The organism is Nocardioides phosphati, from assembly GCF_014646375.1.
GTDB classification, from domain to species: Bacteria; Actinomycetota; Actinomycetes; order Propionibacteriales; family Nocardioidaceae; genus Nocardioides; species Nocardioides phosphati.
Map to the genome: position 1 here is coordinate 50,433 of NZ_BMNI01000008.1, position 16,765 is coordinate 67,197.

Annotated in this window: 16 protein-coding genes and 1 tRNA gene; 11 read left to right on the forward strand and 6 right to left on the reverse strand. The window is 71.7% G+C overall.

All coding sequences use genetic code 11. The features are described 5' to 3' along the window. Nucleotide 1 precedes the first annotated feature (1 nt). The gene (locus tag IEX47_RS14180) at nt 2-298 is read right to left on the reverse strand and encodes a DUF3263 domain-containing protein (protein WP_188784668.1); all 297 of its coding nucleotides are present in this window, start codon (nt 296-298) and stop codon (nt 2-4) included. Nucleotides 299-528: 230 nt separating this feature from the next. Here IEX47_RS14180 and IEX47_RS14185 point away from each other — a divergent pair, with 230 nt between their 5' ends. The 3 genes from IEX47_RS14185 to IEX47_RS14195 are packed head-to-tail and all read left to right on the forward strand — an operon-like array spanning nt 529 to nt 3,419. After that, the gene (locus IEX47_RS14185; RefSeq protein WP_229662891.1) at nt 529-933 is read left to right on the forward strand and encodes a Crp/Fnr family transcriptional regulator; all 405 of its coding nucleotides are present in this window, start codon (nt 529-531) and stop codon (nt 931-933) included. 3 nt (nt 934-936) lie between these two features. After that, nucleotides 937-1,929 (forward strand): adenylate/guanylate cyclase domain-containing protein, encoded by a 993-nt coding sequence (locus IEX47_RS14190; protein ID WP_188784669.1) that lies wholly within the window; start codon nt 937-939, stop codon nt 1,927-1,929. 44 nt (nt 1,930-1,973) lie between these two features. Then, a complete protein-coding gene (locus tag IEX47_RS14195) occupies nt 1,974-3,419 on the forward strand; it encodes an alpha,alpha-trehalose-phosphate synthase (UDP-forming) (protein WP_188784670.1) in 1,446 nt (481 codons plus the stop codon). Nucleotides 3,420-3,751: 332 nt separating this feature from the next. On the opposite strand, the gene IEX47_RS14200 is transcribed toward IEX47_RS14195, so the two are convergent. Further along, a complete protein-coding gene (locus IEX47_RS14200; RefSeq protein ID WP_188784671.1) occupies nt 3,752-5,305 on the reverse strand; it encodes an FMN-binding glutamate synthase family protein in 1,554 nt (517 codons plus the stop codon). Nucleotides 5,306-5,353: 48 nt separating this feature from the next. On the opposite strand from IEX47_RS14200, the gene IEX47_RS14205 reads away from it, so the two are divergent. Next, nucleotides 5,354-6,502 (forward strand): alpha/beta fold hydrolase, encoded by a 1,149-nt coding sequence (locus IEX47_RS14205; RefSeq protein ID WP_229662892.1) that lies wholly within the window; start codon nt 5,354-5,356, stop codon nt 6,500-6,502. Next, nucleotides 6,499-7,062, forward strand: a complete 564-nt coding sequence (locus IEX47_RS14210; RefSeq protein WP_188784672.1) for a hypothetical protein — start codon at nt 6,499-6,501, stop codon at nt 7,060-7,062. The genes IEX47_RS14205 and IEX47_RS14210 overlap by 4 nt, the downstream gene beginning before the upstream one ends. A 166-nt stretch (nt 7,063-7,228) precedes the next feature. Here the strand turns inward: IEX47_RS14210 and IEX47_RS14215 are convergent, their stop codons facing one another. Beyond that, entirely contained in the window at nt 7,229-7,870 is a 642-nt protein-coding gene (locus tag IEX47_RS14215; protein WP_188784673.1) for a TetR/AcrR family transcriptional regulator, read from the reverse strand. 55 nt (nt 7,871-7,925) lie between these two features. Here IEX47_RS14215 and IEX47_RS14220 point away from each other — a divergent pair, with 55 nt between their 5' ends. From IEX47_RS14220 to IEX47_RS14235, 4 genes are all read left to right on the forward strand, one after another. Further along, nucleotides 7,926-9,404 (forward strand): flavin monoamine oxidase family protein, encoded by a 1,479-nt coding sequence (locus tag IEX47_RS14220; RefSeq protein WP_188784674.1) that lies wholly within the window; start codon nt 7,926-7,928, stop codon nt 9,402-9,404. 49 nt (nt 9,405-9,453) lie between these two features. Next, nucleotides 9,454-10,170, forward strand: coding sequence for a uracil-DNA glycosylase (locus IEX47_RS14225; RefSeq protein ID WP_188784675.1), 717 nt, complete (start codon nt 9,454-9,456; stop codon nt 10,168-10,170). Nucleotides 10,171-10,249: 79 nt separating this feature from the next. Beyond that, the gene (locus IEX47_RS14230; protein WP_188784676.1) at nt 10,250-10,636 is read left to right on the forward strand and encodes a hypothetical protein; all 387 of its coding nucleotides are present in this window, start codon (nt 10,250-10,252) and stop codon (nt 10,634-10,636) included. Between the two features lie 111 nt (nt 10,637-10,747). Continuing rightward, on the forward strand, nt 10,748-11,524 hold the full coding sequence (locus IEX47_RS14235; protein ID WP_188784677.1) for a dioxygenase family protein: 777 nt from the start codon (nt 10,748-10,750) through the stop codon (nt 11,522-11,524). A 75-nt stretch (nt 11,525-11,599) separates the two neighbouring features. On the opposite strand, the gene IEX47_RS14240 is transcribed toward IEX47_RS14235, so the two are convergent. The 3 genes from IEX47_RS14240 to IEX47_RS14250 form a co-directional block, all read right to left on the reverse strand. Further along, nucleotides 11,600-11,676 (reverse strand) — tRNA-Thr (locus IEX47_RS14240). Nucleotides 11,677-11,708: 32 nt separating this feature from the next. After that, nucleotides 11,709-12,743, reverse strand: a complete 1,035-nt coding sequence (locus tag IEX47_RS14245) for a hypothetical protein (protein WP_188784678.1) — start codon at nt 12,741-12,743, stop codon at nt 11,709-11,711. 48 nt (nt 12,744-12,791) lie between these two features. Continuing rightward, nucleotides 12,792-14,288 carry a metallophosphoesterase gene (locus IEX47_RS14250; RefSeq protein WP_229662893.1) on the reverse strand — a complete coding sequence of 499 codons (1,497 nt, stop codon included), beginning with the start codon at nt 14,286-14,288 and terminating at the stop codon, nt 12,792-12,794. Between the two features lie 89 nt (nt 14,289-14,377). On the opposite strand from IEX47_RS14250, the gene cysS reads away from it, so the two are divergent. Then, nucleotides 14,378-15,778: a cysteine--tRNA ligase gene (gene cysS, locus IEX47_RS14255; protein WP_188784679.1), complete on the forward strand. Its 1,401-nt coding sequence runs from the start codon at nt 14,378-14,380 to the stop codon at nt 15,776-15,778. Next, a complete protein-coding gene (rlmB, locus tag IEX47_RS14260) occupies nt 15,778-16,728 on the forward strand; it encodes a 23S rRNA (guanosine(2251)-2'-O)-methyltransferase RlmB (protein WP_188784680.1) in 951 nt (316 codons plus the stop codon). The genes cysS and rlmB overlap by 1 nt, the downstream gene beginning before the upstream one ends. Nucleotides 16,729-16,765: the final 37 nt, after the last annotated feature.

Sequence of the window (16,765 nt, forward strand, 5' to 3'; positions counted from 1 at the left end):
CTCAGAGCTCGAAGCCGAGGCGGCGGGCCGAGCGCTGGCGCTGGCGGGCAGCACGGAGGCGGCGCAGGCGACGGACCAGCAGCGGGTCGGCCTCGAGGGCCTCCGGCTTGTCGATCAGGGCGTTGAGCACCTGGTAGTAGCGCGTGGAGGACATGTCGAACTTCTCGCGGACCGCCTGCTCCTTGGCCCCGGCGAACTTCCACCACTGGCGCTCGAATTCGAGGATGGCGCGATCGCGCTCGGTGAGCGTGACACCCTCGGTGCCTTCTCCGTGGTTGACCGACTCGGCGGCGTCCATGCGTCTCGACCCCTTCGCGCTTGGAACGTGCTACTGCCCGTATTGACCGGGCACGGCCCATCCTGACACGTAATCACACACGTGTCATTCGCTTGTACGGCGTGCCCGCAGGTGGTCCGAAACACCTGTGAACGACTGTGACCAATGGGACGCATTCGCTGGACAGGACCCGTGTCGGCAGGGAAGATCACCGTGGGAGGTACGTCACATTCCGCGAGAGGACCCTGCCCGTGACCGACAAGAACACGGTTGCCGCACTGCGAGCACTCGACCGTTTCTCCAGTCTTTCCGACGATGAGCTCGCGATGCTGGCCGACGCCGGCACCGCCGTGCACATCCCCGCCCACTGGGGCCTGATCTGGGAGAAGACCCCGGCGGACAAGGCGTACATCATCCTTTCCGGCGAGGTCTCGGTCCGGAAGGGTCGCGAGGAGATCGCGCGCCTGGGCCCCGGCGACACCGTGGGAGAGTCCGCGATCGTGGGCCACCGCCTGCGCAGCGCGTCCGTCGTCTCCGTGACCGACCTCGAGGTCCTCCACTTCACGAGCGAGAAGGTCGCCGAGCTCATGGGCAAGTCGGCTACCTTCAAGGCAGCCCTGGAGACCACCACCGCCGAGCGTCTCGGAGACTCCTGACTCTTGAGCACTGACTTCGACGAGGCCGGGGGCGATCAGCCCCCGGCCTCGTCTCTTTCTGCAGCACACGACCTCGCCGCGACGTACGACGCGGTCGAGGCCGTGCTGCTCGGCGACGGCCCGCGCTACACCCGCCTCGAGGTCGCCGAGGCGACCGGCGTCCCCATCGAGCGGCTGTCGGAGCTGTGGCGTGCGCTCGGCTTCCCGGGCACGCGCGACGACGAGCGCCACTTCACCGACGACGACCTCGAGGCGCTCCGCGTGATCCAGACGCTCGTCGGTTCCGGCGTCATCCCGCAGGCCGACGACATCGCGATCATCCGCACGCTCGGGCGCACCTTCTCGCGGCTCGCCGACTGGGAGGCCGGCCTCTCCCCCGAGATCGCGACGCTCCCTCCCGCGCAGGCTGCCGAGGCGACCCGCGCCCTGATCCCGATCGTGCAGCAGCTCCACGACTACGCGTGGCGCCGGCACCTGGCACGGGCCACCGCCCGCGAGCTCCTGGGCGCACCCGTCGAGGGAGCCGAGCTCTGCGTCGGGTTCGTCGACATCGTCGGCTTCACCAGCACCAGCCGCAAGCTCAGCCAGGCCGAGCTCGCTGCGCTCATCGAGCACTTCGAGCAGACCTCCAGCCAGGTCGTGACCGCGCACCGCGGACGCGTGGTCAAGACGATCGGCGACGAGATCCTCTTCATCGCCGACGAGCCCGACGACGCGATCGCCATCGGTCGCGAGCTCACCTCCCGCCACGAGCAGGACCCCGCCTTCCCGCAGGTGCGGGCCGGACTCGCCCACGGCCCCGTCCTCGCCCGGCTCGGCGACGTCTTCGGCGAGACCGTCAACATCGCGGCCCGGCTCACCTCGCTCGCCCGTCCCGCGACCGTGCTCGTCAACGACACCCTGCGCGCCATCCTCCCCGAGGACGTCGCCGTACGCCGGATCCCGCCCGCGTCGGTGCGCGGCTACCACCACCTCGAGGCGTGGGTCCTGCGCTGAGCACCCTCCCGGGCGGCGTTCGGGCCGTCCGCTAGGTTCGTGTCGTGACCGCCAACGGAAATGCCGACCTGGTCATCGTCGCCAACCGACTCCCTGTCGACCGGGTCATCGAGCCCGACGGCACGCCGCGCTGGCGGCGTTCGCCCGGAGGCCTCGTCTCTGCCCTCGAGCCGGTGATGCGGGTCCACGACGGCGCCTGGATCGGCTGGCCCGGCGGCGCCCAGGAGGACGACGACGACCTCGCGCCGTTCGTCGAGGACGGCATGCAGCTCGTCCCGGTGCCCCTGAGCGCGCAGGAGGTCGAGGAGTTCTACGAGGGCTTCTCCAACGGCACGCTCTGGCCGCTCTACCACGACGTCGTGGCCAAGCCGCTCTTCAAGCGTGAGTGGTGGGAGGCCTACCGGAAGGTCAACCAGCGCTTCGCCGAGCGCGCGGCCGCCGTGGCCGCCCCGGGGGCGATGGTGTGGGTGCACGACTACCAGCTGCAGCTCGTGCCGCGGATGCTCCGCGAGCTCCGGCCCGACCTGCGCATCGGCTTCTTCCTCCACATCCCGTTCCCGCCCGCCGAGCTCTTCTCGCAGCTGCCGTGGCGCCGCGCCGTGCTCGAGGGGCTGCTCGGCGCCGACATCGTCGGCTTCCACCTCCCCGGCGGCGCGCAGAACTTCGTGCGCCTCGTGCGCCAGCGCGTGGGCCACAAGACCCACCGCGACCTCGTGACGCTCCCCGACGGCCGCCAGGTCCGCGCCGCCGCGTACCCGATCTCGATCGACGCGGCCGACTTCGAGGAGCTGGCCCGCTCCCCCGAGGTCAGCCGCCGCGCGGAGTCGATCCGTGCCGCGCTCGGCCACCCGAAGCGGGTCCTGCTCGGCGTCGACCGCCTCGACTACACCAAGGGCATCTACCCCCGCCTCCGCGCGTACGCCGAGCTGGTCGCCGACGGCACCTTCGACGTCGAGGACACCGTCTTCGTGCAGGTCGCCACGCCCTCGCGCGAGCGCGTCGACGAGTACCGCCGGATGCGCGACGAGATCGACATGCTCGTCGGCCGCGTCAACGGCGACCTCGGCAAGATCGGGCACCCGGCGATCTCCTACCTCCACTCGTCGTACCCGCGCGAGGAGATGGCCGCGCTCTACCGCGCCGCCGACATCATGGTCGTCACGCCGTACCGCGACGGCATGAACCTCGTCTGCAAGGAGTACGTCGCCTGCCGCTACGACAACGACGGCGCCCTCGTGCTGTCGGAGTTCGCCGGCGCCGCGCACGAGCTCAACCAGGCCTGGCTGGTCAACCCCTACGACATCAACGGCATGAAGGCCGCGATCGTCGAGGCGGCCAACGCCGAGCCGAAGGAGCTCACGCGCCGGATGAAGGCGATGCGCAAGACGGTCCGCGAGCACGACGTCGACCGCTGGGCGACCGGCTTCCTCGAGGAGCTCGACGCTGTCCGCCCTCCCAGCCGGCGGCGCGTGCGGCGGCCTGCGATCTGAGTGAGGGGGCTGGGCTGCGCCAGACTCCCGGCTCCGCCCACCCCACCCACGCCTCGCCGACACGGCTCTTGATCACGCGGCGTTGCGACGCGACGCCGGCCGGCACCAACACGGCGGAGACTTCGTGCCACCGAGGGGGCCTTTCTTTCCGGCTTGTCCCGACCCCGCCGGCCGGGAGAAGAAGCGGTGGACTTCTGGTCACCAGGTGACGAGAAGTCCACCGCCTCTTCCAGGTCCTCGGGAGACTCCGCGGGCAGAGGCCCAACACACTCTGGCGAAGCCCTCCGCTACCGCCACCGGTGTCGGACGCAGCCCGGAGCGCGCCGGAGCGCCTACTTCCCCGGCGCCTTCGTGTCCTCGGGCAGCCGGGGGCGCATGATCTCGGCGATCTCGTCGCGGATCATCTTGGAGGGCAGTCCCCAGCCGGCCTGGTAGCCGTACACCTCGTCGAGCGGGCGCTTGGTGTGGACGCCGTCGACGATGTCGATGTCGTGGACCGACAACAGGCCGGGGTGGGCGACACCGCAGGCCTCGGCGACCTTGAGCAGGTCCCGGCGCATCGTCTTGAGGTAGTTCGCGACGCGCACCGACTTGTCGGTCGGGTCGAGGCCGTGGGTCAGCCAGGGATTCTGGGTCGCGACACCGGTCGGGCAGTGGTCGGTGTGGCACTTCTGGGCCTGGATGCAGCCGAGTGCGAGCATCGCGCCACGGGCGGTGTTGACCATGTCGGCACCGAGCGCGAAGGCGACGATGGCGTTCTCCGGGATGCCGAGCTTCGCCGAGCCGATGAAGGTGACCTCGTCGGTGCGGCCGGCCTCGGCGTACAGCTTGTAGACGTTGGTGAAGCCGAGCCGGTACGGCAGCGACACGGAGTCGGTGAAGACGAGCGGGGCGGCGCCGGTGCCGCCCTCGCCGCCGTCGATCGTGATGAAGTCGACGTTGCGGTCGGGGCCGGACTTGTCGAGCAGGTGGTGCCAGAAGTCCATGTGGCCGACGGCCGACTTGATGCCGACCGGCAGGCCTGTCTCGGCTGCCACCATCTCGACGAAGTCGAGCATCGAGTCGACGTCGTTGAACGCCGTGTGGCGCGACGGGCTGGAGCAGTCCTTGCCCATCGGGATGCCGCGGATGGCGGCGATCTCCTCACTGATCTTCGCCGCCGGCAGCATGCCGCCGAGGCCCGGCTTCGCGCCCTGCGAGAGCTTGATCTCGATCGCCTTCACCGGCGCGGTCTGCACGACCTCCTTGAGCCGCTCGATGTCGAAGCGGCCCTGCTCGTCACGGCACCCGAAGTACGACGTGCCGATCTGGAAGACGATGTCGCCACCCTGGCGGTGGTGGTCGGACAGGGCGCCCTCGCCCGTGTTGTGGAGGACGCCGGCGATCTTCGCGCCCTTGTTGAGCGCCTCGACCGCGGCGCCCGACAGCGAGCCGAAGCTCATCGCGGAGATGTTGAGGATGGAGTTCGGCCGGAAGGCGTGCTTGCGGTCGCGCGGCCCGCCGAGCACCTTCGCCGACGGGATCGGCACCTCCTCGCCGGCATGGATGGCCGTGGACGGAGCGACGTCGGAGAAGGTCCGGTGCTTGATGATCGTGTAGCCGTTGGTGTTCTCGACGTCGTTGCCGGTGCCGAAGCCGAAGTAGTTGTTCTGCAGCTTGGCCGACGAGTAGACCCAGCGGCGCTGGTCGCGGCTGAACGGCCGCTCCTCGTCGTCGTTCGTGACGATGTACTGGCGCAGCTCGGGACCGATGCTCTCGAGCCAGTAGCGGGCATTCGCGATGACGGGGAAGTTCCGCTTGAGCGCATGGCTCTTCTGCGTGAGGTCGCGCGTCGCGAGAGCGCCGACTCCCGCCGCCCCGACCGCCACCAGTGCTTTCCAGTTCATGCACCGTGTCTAGCGTCACACCCGCCTGATGTCGATAGTCTTCCGCGCATGGATCTGATCCCCAAGCCTGATCAGGTCGCCTCAGCGGCGAGCAACGTGGCGCACAAGGTCCTCAAGGGCGGCCTGGCCGACCTGCGGCCGATGCCCCGCACCCTCATCGACGAGGGGCCGCTCCGCTACGTCTTCCGCTACGACGCGGCCGAGGGCGTCGACCCGTTCGGCGACCCGGTCCTGCTGGTGATGCCGCTCGCGGCGCCGTCGAGCTGCTACGACCTGCGCCGCGGCTGCTCCCTCGTCGAGCACCTCGTCACGCGCGGGCGCCCGACGTACGTCGTGGAGTACGGCGAGGTGAAGTTCAAGGACCGTGCGCTCGGGTTCGAGCACTGGGTCGACGAGGTCCTGCCTGCCGCGATCGACGCGGTCCACCGCGACACCGGCCGCCGCCCCGTCCACCTGGTCGCGTGGAGCCTCGGCGGCATCTTCTCCGTGCTGACGCTGGCTGCCCACCCCGAGCTGCCGGTCGCGTCCCTGACGACGCTCGGCTCCCCGTGGGACATCAGCAAGGTCCCGCTCATCGCGCCGTTCCGGCCGCTGCTCAACGCCAACATGCCCGAGGCGCTGCGGGTGATCACCAAGGGCTACCAGCTCGCGGGTGGCGCTCCGAAGGCGCTGGTCCGCTGGGGCTTCCAGCTCTCCGCCGTCGACAAGCTGCTCACCAAGCCGCTGGTCACCGCGCAGAACCTCGACGACGCCGACTTCCTCGCGCAGCTCGAGGCGGTCGACGCCTTCGGCCGCGACATGATCGCCTACCCCGGCCGCACGTTCGGTCAGCTCTACCACCGCGTGGTCCGCAACAACGAGCTCCGCACGGGCCGGCTCGACCTCGGCGACCACGCGATCGACGTACGCAACGTGAAGGTGCCCGTGCTGGTCATGGGAGGCGAGACCGACGGCATCGCCCCGCTGGGTGCGGTCCGGCCGATCGTCGCGATGCTGAAGGGGGCTCCCGCCGTGCGCTGGGAGGCGGTTCCGGGCGGCCACCTCGGCATGCTCACCGGCCGCCGCGCCCGCACCACCACGTGGCCACTGATCGACGCCTGGCTCGACCAGTGGGCCTCGGCCGGCACGTCCCGCATGGGCATCGGCGCCAACCCCAAGCGCCGGCACTCCTCCGCCAACTCGCGGGCCCTCAAGTGAACCCCCGCACCGCGCCCCTCCTCCTCGCCGTGGGCGTCGTGCTCGGCTCCGCCTTCACCCTGTACGCCGACCTCCCGGCAGCTGCGCTGGCCGGCTGGGTGGTGGCGCTCGTCGGTGTCGCGTGGCTCGCGAAGGCGGCCGACGACGAGGTGGTCCGGGGCGACGGAGTCACCCGCGACAGCTTCCGCCTGGCCCGCACGGGCGCCGTCCTCGGCGTCGCCGCCAGCGCTCTCCGCATCGGAGGCGTCGACGACGCGGCCTTCGTTGTCCTCGGCATCCTGGCGACCGGCCTCGTGCTGCGCGGGTCTGCGGCGGCGATCGCCGCCGCCGTGCCCGAGGAGTGGCGCTCCGCGGCCGGCACCCGCATCGCGCGCTTCGCGATTGCCGGAGTGGCCGTCCTCTGCGTCGCGGCGGCCCTGGAGCTCGCGGGCACCGGGCCATCGTGGACCTCGGAGGTCGCCCTCGTCCTGCGCGGTGTGGTCATGGCCGCCGTCGTCTGGCTCGCCGCGTACGCCGTGGCCTCGCGCGAGGCGCTCGCGACGGGTGGCGCCACGGCCTAGCAGCCTGGCGCCGAACCGATCCGGTCCTGCGCACGACGATCGCACCGCATCGCCACGACCGAAGTGCTCAATCCCGCTTGATCACCGCCGCGGCCTCACACTCGATTGAGGTCCTTGCGCGGCCAGTGCCGCGCGCGGGACGGGCGGTCGGGGCCGCACCTCGCTCCTATGCCCGGCGCGCGGCGTACGGCTCGAGGTAGCGGGTGAGCAGCCGGCGGCCCTCGGCGATGAGAAACGGGTCACCGTCGGGGTCGCTCTCGAAGGCGAGCTGGAACATCCGGTCGCCCATCTCGACGACGAACTCGCCGACGCGCTCGGGGGTCTCCGGCGCGATCACGCCGACGGCGGTCGCGTAGGGGAAGAGCTCGGCGGCGATGCTCCGGTTGTGCTGCATGCAGTGCTCGTGGACGGCCGCGTTGGTGCGCCCGCGCAGCCAGATCCGCATGAACGCCGGCCGGCGGGCATAGACCGCGAGGAACGAGCCCATCACCGTCTCGATCAGCTCCGCGACGGAGGCCGGCTGGTGCGCCGCCAGGTCGAGGCGGATCTGGCCGTCCATCTCCTCGGTGTCGCGCTCGACGATCGCGAGGAGGACGGCGTCGCGGTCGGGGAAGTACTGGTAGATCGAGGCGACGGGGATCCCCGCCTCCTGCGCGACCGCCGTCGTCGTCAGCTCGTCGACGCCGCGCTCGACAACGACCCGTGAGGCCGCGTCGAGGATCAGCGCGACCCGGGCGCGCGAGCGCGCCTGCGTGGGCACGCGCCGGCGCGGAGCGACGAGGTCGGGCGAAGGGGTGACACGGGACACATCCGGAGCCTACCCTCAAACCTGAATCACATTCACGTTTGCCACAGGAGCCGCCATGCCGATCGACCTCAGCCGCCGCCACCTGCTCGGAGGCGCCGCCCTGACGCTCGGCGCACTGGCCACCGAGGGCCTCACCGCCGAGGCGAACGCCGCGACGCTGCAGGGCGCGCTGCCCGCCTCGGTCGACACCGTCGTCATCGGCGGCGGCCTCTCCGGGCTCGTGGCTGCCCGCGACGTGGCACGTGCGGGGCGTTCGGTGCTGGTCGTCGAGGCCCGTGACCGCGTCGGCGGCCGCCTGCTCAACCACCAGCTGACCAGCGGCGGCACCATCGAGGCCGGCGGCGCGTTCATCGGCCCGACCCAGGACCACGTCGCCGCGCTCGCGGCGGAGCTCGGTGTCGCGACGTTCCCGGAGTACGTCGACGGCAAGAACGTCTACGTCTCGAAGCTCCTCGGCCGCCAGACCTACACCGGCACCGTCCCGCCGGACCCGACCATCCTGCTCGACGCGCTCCTGCTGCTCCAGACGCTCAACAGCTGGGCCGCCCAGCTCGACGTCGCCGCCCCCTGGGCCCACCCGCGCGCGGCGGAGTGGGATGCGACCACGCTCGCGGCGTACATCAGGACGCACTCGCTCAACGCGGCCGGCATCACCAACCTGATCCGCTGCTGGACCCAGCCCGGCTTCGGCGCCGACCCCGACCAGCTCTCGCTGCTCTTCGTCCTCCACTACATCGCCTGCTCCGGCAACGAGACGACGCCCGGCACCTTCGACCGCAACGCCGACACGGCCCACGGCGCGCAGGAGCGACGGTTCGTCGGCGGCTCGCAGCTCCTTCCGCTGCGGCTGGCCAGCCAGCTCGGCGACCACGTGGCGCTCGACGCCGCCGTCAGCCAGGTGGACCAGCTCGACAGCCACGCCGTGGTGCACACCGCCCGCGGCCGGGTCACCTGCCGGCGCGTCATCGTCGCCGCTCCCCCGCCGCTCGTCCTCGACATCGTGTGGAACCCGGGCCTGCCCACCGCTCGCCGCCAGCTGCTCGAGCAGATGCGGATGGGCCGGCTGATGAAGTGCGACGCGGTCTACCCGACGCCCTTCTGGCGCGAGGCCGGCCTGTCAGGCATGGGCATCAGCGACTCCGGCGCCGTCCGGGCCGCCTTCGACAACTGCGTGCCGTCGACCGGCCACGGCATCCTGCTCGCCTTCGTCGGCGGTGCGACGTGGGCGCAGTACGGCACGCTCTCGGTCGATGCGCGGCGCCAGGCTGTCCTCGAGGGCTTCGCGCGGATGTTCGGCAAGCAGGCGCTCAGCCCGATCGACTACACCGAGCACGACTGGACCCATGAGCGGTGGACCCGCGGGGCGCCGGTCGCGGTGATGGGCCTCGGCACGCTGTCGACCGTCGGCTCCTCGATCCGTACGCCGCACGGCCGCGTGCACTGGGCCGGCACCGAGACCTCGACGTACTGGACCGGCTACATGGACGGCGCCGTGCGGGCGGGACAGCGGGCGGCTGCCGAGGTCCTCACCTGACGCGACCAGGGTGGCGCGGCGCTGAGCCGCCGGCGCTAGGTTGGCGCGCGTGAGCACGCTCGACGCACTCGTGGAGAAGGGCCTGGTCGCGCGCGACTGGGCCGAGGCACTGGCCCCGGTGGAGCCGCAGATCGAGGCCATGGGCGCCTTCCTGCGCGCCGAGCTCGCGGCCGGCCGGCGCTACCAGCCGGCAGGCGATCGCGTGCTGCGCGCCTTCCAGCGGCCGCTCGCGGACGTTCGTGTGCTCATCGTGGGCCAGGACCCCTACCCGAACCCGGACCACCCGGTCGGGCTGTCCTTCTCCGTTCCGCAGGAGGTGCAGCCGCTGCCGCCGAGCCTGGCCAACATCTACGCCGAGCTGCAGACCGACCTCGGCATCGCACCCGCTCCCCACGGCGACCTGTCTGCCTGGGCGGACCGCGGCGTGATGCTGCTCAACAGGGTGCTCACGGTCGAGCCCGGGCGCTCCAACAGCCACAAGGGCAAGGGCTGGGAGAGCGTCACCGAGCACGCGATCCGCGTCCTCGCGCGCCGCGGCGGACCGCTCGTCGCGATCCTCTGGGGGAACGACGCGCGGCGCCTCCGCCCGTGGCTGGGGGACGTGCCGGCCATCGAGTCGGCGCACCCGTCGCCACTCTCGGCGTACCGGGGGTTCTTCGGGTCCAAGCCGTTCAGCACCGTCAACACACTGCTCGAGCAGCAGGGCGGGACAGCCGTCGACTGGTCGCTGCACGGGGCCGCCGGGCCAGATCTGGGAAGTCGTTGACGCCGATGCCGCAGCGGGCATAGGTTGCAGCCGACGCCATGGGAGTGGCGTCGATCACACCGGATCTTGGGAGGGATTCATGAAGCTCACGCACGCCCTGGCCACGGGAGCCGCCGGCCTCAGCATGGCCGCCGCCGGACTCGCCGTCGGTGCCACGCCGGCGCAGGCCGCGCCGCACCGCACCTCGACGTACGGCCTGTCCTGCACCTACAACCTCGACGAGGTCGCCGGCACGCTCGCCGGCAGCTGCGTCGGGCGCACCCCGCTCGGCACCGCGACTGCGACCTTCAGCGGCACGTGGAGCGGCGACAGCGCGGCGGGCACGATCGCCGTCGACACCTGGTTCGGTGACTTCGGCGGCACGTTCTCGGGCAGCGGCTGGTCCACGGGCTCCGCCACCGGCAGCTACACGCTGACGACGCCGTTCGGCCCGCTCGCGGGCACGTTCAGCGCCACCGGCAGCTGACGCACCCCGCACACGACGTACGGCGCGGCCCCGGCACGGGGGTCGCGCCGTTCGTGCTTTCGCGGACGGGATTCCCGGAATAAAGTTGACGCGTCAACCATTGGAGGAGTCATGACCACGGACCGCATGCCCGCCCTCTACATCGGCCACGGCTCGCCCATGCTCTTCGAGGACCCCGTCTGGCACGGGCAGCTGCAGGACTGGGCGCGCGACCTGCCGCGCCCCAAGGCGATCCTCATCGTCTCCGCGCACTGGGAGAAGGCGCCCCTCTCCCTCACCGCCAACGGCGCTCCCCTCGTCTACGACTTCGGCGGGTTCGCGCAGAAGTACTACGAGATGACCTACGCGACGCCCGACTCCACGTGGCTCGCGCAGCGGATCACCAAGGCGATGCCCGACGGCCTGGAGGTGCACCAGCACCGCACGCGCGGGCTCGACCACGGTGCCTGGGTGCCGCTCAAGATCATGTACCCCGAGGCGGACATCCCCGTCCTGCAGATGTCGATGCCGACCCGTGACCCCTTCCAGCTGCTCGGCCTCGGCCAGCGGCTGCGGGAGCTCCGCGACGAGGGCGTGCTCGTCATCGGCTCGGGCTTCATGACCCACGGCCTGCCGTTCCTGCGCGACTGGTCGATCGAGGCGAAGGCCCCGGGCTGGTCCTCCGACTTCGACCTCTGGGCCAAGGAGGCCCTCGAGCGCGGCGACGTCGACGAGCTCGCGGCGTACCAGTCGAAGGCGCCCGGCATGCCCTACGCGCACCCCACGGTCGAGCACTTCACGCCGCTCTTCCTGGCGCTCGGCGCTGCCACGGATCCGACCGCTGCGCCGGACCAGCGGATCGACGGCTTCCACGTGGGGCTGTCGAAGCGGAGCTTCCAGGTCGCCTGACCGGCCGGAACCGCAACTGGTCGTGATTGGCCGGAATCCGGGCGGATTTCGTGCCAGTCAAGACCAGTTGCTGCGTGGAGCCGCGTGTCGGAATCGAACCGACGGCATTCCGCTTACAAGGCGGACACTCTGACCAACTGAGTTAACGCGGCATGCGTCGAGGACGCGCGGGACAGCCTAGCGATCAGCGGTTCAGGTACTCGAACGCCGCCTGCTGCCAGGCGCCGTGGGGCCTTCCGGGCTTCTTCTGGCCCACGCCGAGGTCGACCAGCCAGCGGAAGCCGCCGGGGCCTCCCTCGGGGGCCTTGCCCCACTCGAGGTCGATCGAGAACCGCGACCCCTCCGGCAGCGTGCGCAGCAGGTCGAGCTGGGCCCTGATCATCGGCCAGCGTGGGTCGGCAAGCGGGTCGGCCGCGAGCTCCCTGGGCCCGGCCATGCCCGGCAGGCGCAGGTCCATCCGGATCTCGATCGCACCGGGGTGCGTGTCCGTGGGGCGCGGGTCGACGCCCGGATCGCTGCCGACGAAGTTGACCCGGGCCCGTGCGCCGCGGACGAGGCGCGCGTTGGCCACCGCCTTGTCGTACGTCGTGAGGTGCTGCCGGCGGACCGCCTCGGAGCTGCCGAACGACGCGGGCAGCTGCCAGTCGTCCTGGGGCGCGTCGGGCACCAGCTCCTGCGGGGCGTGCAGGTCGGCGCCCGGCACCTTGGCCAGCTCGGGGTGGTCGAGCAGCGTCCGCAGCGCCGCGCGCGGCTGCGGGGTGAGCACCGTCCACCCGTAGCCGCGGACCGTCACCGGCGCATCGAAGACCTCCCGGGCCCGCAGCAGCACCGCCGCGCTCGCGACGTTCTGCCGGTGGCTGCCGGCATCGGTGATGATCGCGTTCGGCCCCCGGCCACCGTCGTCGCCCCAGCCGTCGCGCACCGCGACGGTGTCGCCGCCGACGTACAGCCGGACGCCGTCCTCCTCGCCGTGGTCGCCCTGGTACCAGCGCGCCAGGCCGTCGAGCGCTCCCGCGACCTGGTCGCGGGTCGCGTGGGCGTCCATGTCGACGACTGCCGTGTAGCTCCAGGCGCCGGTGTCGATCGCCTGCTTGTGCACCGCCGCCGCGCGGACGCCGGGGAGGCCGCGCAGGTCGTCGACCCCGTAGGTGCCGATCCCGCAGGCCGCAAGCACGACGACGGCCGGGACCAGACGGGCGGCGAGGGCGAGGCGCTTCATGGGGCCATCATGCAGGCGAGCGTCAGCGGCGCGGGTCAGCGGCTCGGGTCAGCGGCGCGGGTCAGCGGCGCGGGTCAGCGCCAGCGGCTTGTAGGCGCCGACCGAGAAGACGCCGTTCGTCTGCAGCGTCACGCCCTGCAGCCCCACCGGCCGGCCGTCGGCGTACGTCACGAGGGTGACCATCGCGGCCCGGCGCAGCTTGCTGCCCAGTGCGAAGGCGTACGCCGCCCCGCCCGTCGTGCCGACCGTGTAGGTCCAGCCGGTGTCGCCGTTGGCGCCCTCGACGCGGTCCGGGCCGACCTCGACGTGGACGTGCCCCGAGAGGACCAGATCGACGCAGCCGCGGCGCAGCGACTCGGTGCCGGCGTCGGAGTCGTGGACCAGCAACGTGCCGACCCGCTTCCCCTTGCAGGCGACGTCGGCGATCGCCTGGCCGAGCTCGGGCACCGACATCGTGGTGTCGTCACGCCAGATGCCGAGGCCGCTGGCCCGCGGGTCGTCGGCGGAGAGCAGCGTCGACCCGCCGGGGCCCTCGACCACCTTGCCCGTCGGGACCACCCAGCCGTGGTCATGGAGGTAGTCGCGCACGAAGGTGCCCTGGTCGTGGTTGCCCGGGGCGACCCAGCGGTCGAGGTCGTGGAAGGCGTCGTCGAGCGAGTCGAGGCTGAACGCCTCCCACGCCTCCCCCGAGGACGTGTCGTCGCCGGCGTCGAGGATGGCGGTGGCGCCACCGGTGTCGCCGATCGCCCGCACCACCTCGTCCATGCCGATGTTGTCGTGGCGGTCGGCGACCAGCAGGGCAACGGTCTCGCCCTTCTCCGGTTGCCGCAGGTCGAGGCCCCGCGCCTTGGCCGCGGCCCGGGCGTAGAACTCCTTGCCCTGGCGGTAGGACTGCACCGCGCTCGCCAGCAGGCGCCGCGTCGCGTCGGTCGTGCTGCCCTTGGCGACCTGGACGTCGTGCAGCTCCTTCGGCAGCGTCAGCTCGGGGGCGACGTCGGCGAGCGGCTCCCACTCGTCGGCCACCCAGAGCGGGTCCGGGCTGCGCCAGGGCTGCCAGGCGAGCAGCCCCGTGGCCAGCGCGCCGACCAGTCCCACCGCGACCCACTGCCGGCCGGCGTGCGGCTCGACGGGCTCTCGTCGCCGGCGTACGGCGACGAGCTCGAAGGCGGCGAGCGGGATGAGCGCCGCGGACCCCCCACGCAGCGCGGCGTCCACCGCGAGATGGCGTACGGCGGAGCGCACCCGGTCCACCTGGCTCTCGGGCCGCACCGCGATCTGCGCCCAGCGCTCCACCAGCTGGTCGGTGGAGGAGGCGCGGGTGTTGCCGAGGGTCAGCTCGACGCCGATCCAGCTGTGCGACGGCAGCCGCAGGTCGGGCAGGAGCGGACCGGTGCGGATCGTCGTCCAGCGGCTCAGCTGGGGTGCCACCTTCGTGTCGTGGCTCGCCAGGGTGATCGTCGTGGAGCTCGTGATGAGCACCGCGAACGAGAGCGCGGCTGCCAGCAACAGCCAGGCGAGCACATAGCCCAGCAGGCGCCTGATCACGCCTCCACCCTAGGCAGGCCACCGTGAGTGCCCTCGCGATGCGCGCCGGTGATGCACGCCCAGCCGCTCAGGTTCCCTAGACTTCACCGGTGGCCCTCAGGATCTATGACACCGCCCGTCGCGACGTCGTCGACTTCGTGCCCCTCGTGGAGGGGCAGGTCGGCGTCTACGTCTGCGGCCTGACCGTGCAGTCCGAGCCCCACGTCGGCCACATCCGCTCGGGCGTCAACTTCGACGTGCTGCGCCGTTGGCTCACCGCCTCGGGCTACGACGTGACCTTCATCCGCAACACCACCGACATCGACGACAAGATCCTCGCCAAGGCCGCCGAGCAGGGCCGCCCGTGGTTCAACCTCGCCTACGACATGCACCGCGAGCTCACCAAGGCGTACGCCGCGCTCAACGTCGCGCCGCCGACGTACGAGCCCGCGGCGACCGGCCACGTGCCGGAGATGGTCGAGCTGATCCAGCTCCTCATCGAGCGTGGGCACGCCTATGCGGCCGCCGACGGCTCGGGCGACGTCTACTTCGACGTGCGCTCGTTCGCCGACTACGGCTCGCTGACGCACCAGAAGATCGACGACATGGAGGCCGCGGCCGACGCGGACCCGCGCGGCAAGCGCGACCCGCGAGACTTCGCGCTCTGGAAGGGGCGCAAGCCGTCCGAGCCGGAGACCGCCTCCTGGCCGAGCCCGTGGGGCCGCGGCCGCCCGGGCTGGCACATCGAGTGCTCGGCGATGGCCGGCAAGTACCTCGGCGAGGCGTTCGACATCCACGGCGGCGGCGTGGACCTGCGCTTCCCCCACCACGAGAACGAGCAGGCCCAGTCGCGTGCCGCGGGCCATGGCTTCGCGACGTACTGGATGCACAACGCGTGGATCACCACCGCCGGCGAGAAGATGAGCAAGTCGCTCGGCAACTCGCTGGTCGTGCCGTCCGTGCTCGAGCGCGTGCGCCCGATCGAGCTGCGGTTCTACATGGTGGCGGCGCACTACCGGTCGAACGTCGAGTTCAGCTTCGAGGCGCTCGACGAGGCCGCCGTCGGGTTCCAGCGCATCGAGGGCTTCCTCGACCGCGCCGGCATGCCCGAGGCCTCCTCCGAGCTGCGCGTGGCCTTCGCCGACGCGATGGACGACGACCTCGGCACCCCTGCTGCCGTCGCCGTCATCTACGACGCGGTCCGCGACGGCAACAAGCTGCTGGGCGACGGCGACACCGAGGGTGCGGCCGGCGTCGCGTCCGACGTACGCGCGATGCTCGACGTGCTCGGCCTCGACCCGCTCGACCCTGCCTGGGGCACCGCTGCCTCCGGCACGAACGACAAGCTCATCCAGGCCGTCGACGCCCTCGTCGCCGGCCTCCTCGAGCAGCGCACCGCTGCTCGCGCGGCGAAGGACTTCGCTGCAGCCGATGCCATCCGAGACCAGATCAAGGCGGCTGGCATCACCGTCGAAGACACCCCCTCCGGGGCGAAGTGGAGCATTGACTGATGGCCGGCAACTCGCAGCGCAAGGGCGCGATCAAGAAGAGCGGCAAGGGCAACCCCACCGCGGGCTCCGGCGGCCGCGTCCGCCGCGGGCTCGAGGCCAAGGGCCCGACCCCGAAGGCGTCCGAGCGCGAGTACCACAAGCAGTACAAGATCAAGCAGGCCAAGGAGAAGTCCGAGGCCCGCCGCCCGCAGCGCAAGCGCAGCGCCGGTGACGCCGAGTGGATCATCGGGCGCAACCCCGTCGTCGAGGCGCTCCGCGAGGGCGTGCCGGTCAACGGCCTGTACGTCGCCGAGGGCGCCGAGCGCGACGCCCGCCTGCGTGAGGCGTTCCAGCTGGCGGCCGAGCTCGGTGTGCCGCTGCTCGAGGTCACGAAGCCCGAGCTCGACCGCATGTGCGGCTTCGGCGGCAACCAGGGCCTCGCGGCCCGCGTGCCGGCGTACCAGTACGCCCACCCAGACGACCTGCTCGACGTCGCCCGCGAGGCGCAGGAGCCCGCGCTGATCGTCATGCTCGACCACATCACCGACCCGCGGAACCTCGGCGCCATCGTGCGCTCGGCCGCGGCGTTCGGCGCGCACGGCGTGGTCATCCCCGACCGTCGTTCGGCCAGCATGACCGCCGCCGCGTGGAAGACCTCCGCCGGCGCCGCCGCCCGCATGAAGGTCGCACAGACGGTCAACCTGAACCGTCAGATCAAGGAGTACCAGGAGGCCGGCTGCACCGTCATCGGCCTCGACATGGACGGTGACCTCACCACCGCCGGCATCCACGAGGTCGCCGACGAGCCGCTGGTGATCGTCGTCGGCTCCGAGGGCGACGGCCTCTCGCGCCTGGTGTCGGAGAACTGCGACCGGATCATCTCCATCCCGATGGTCAACTCGGTGGAGTCGCTCAACGCCGGTGTGGCTGCCTCCGTCGTCCTGTACGCCGTGGCGCAGCACCGCGCCTGAGCGCCTCCGGCCTGCGCCGTGCCCGACGTAGGGCCTG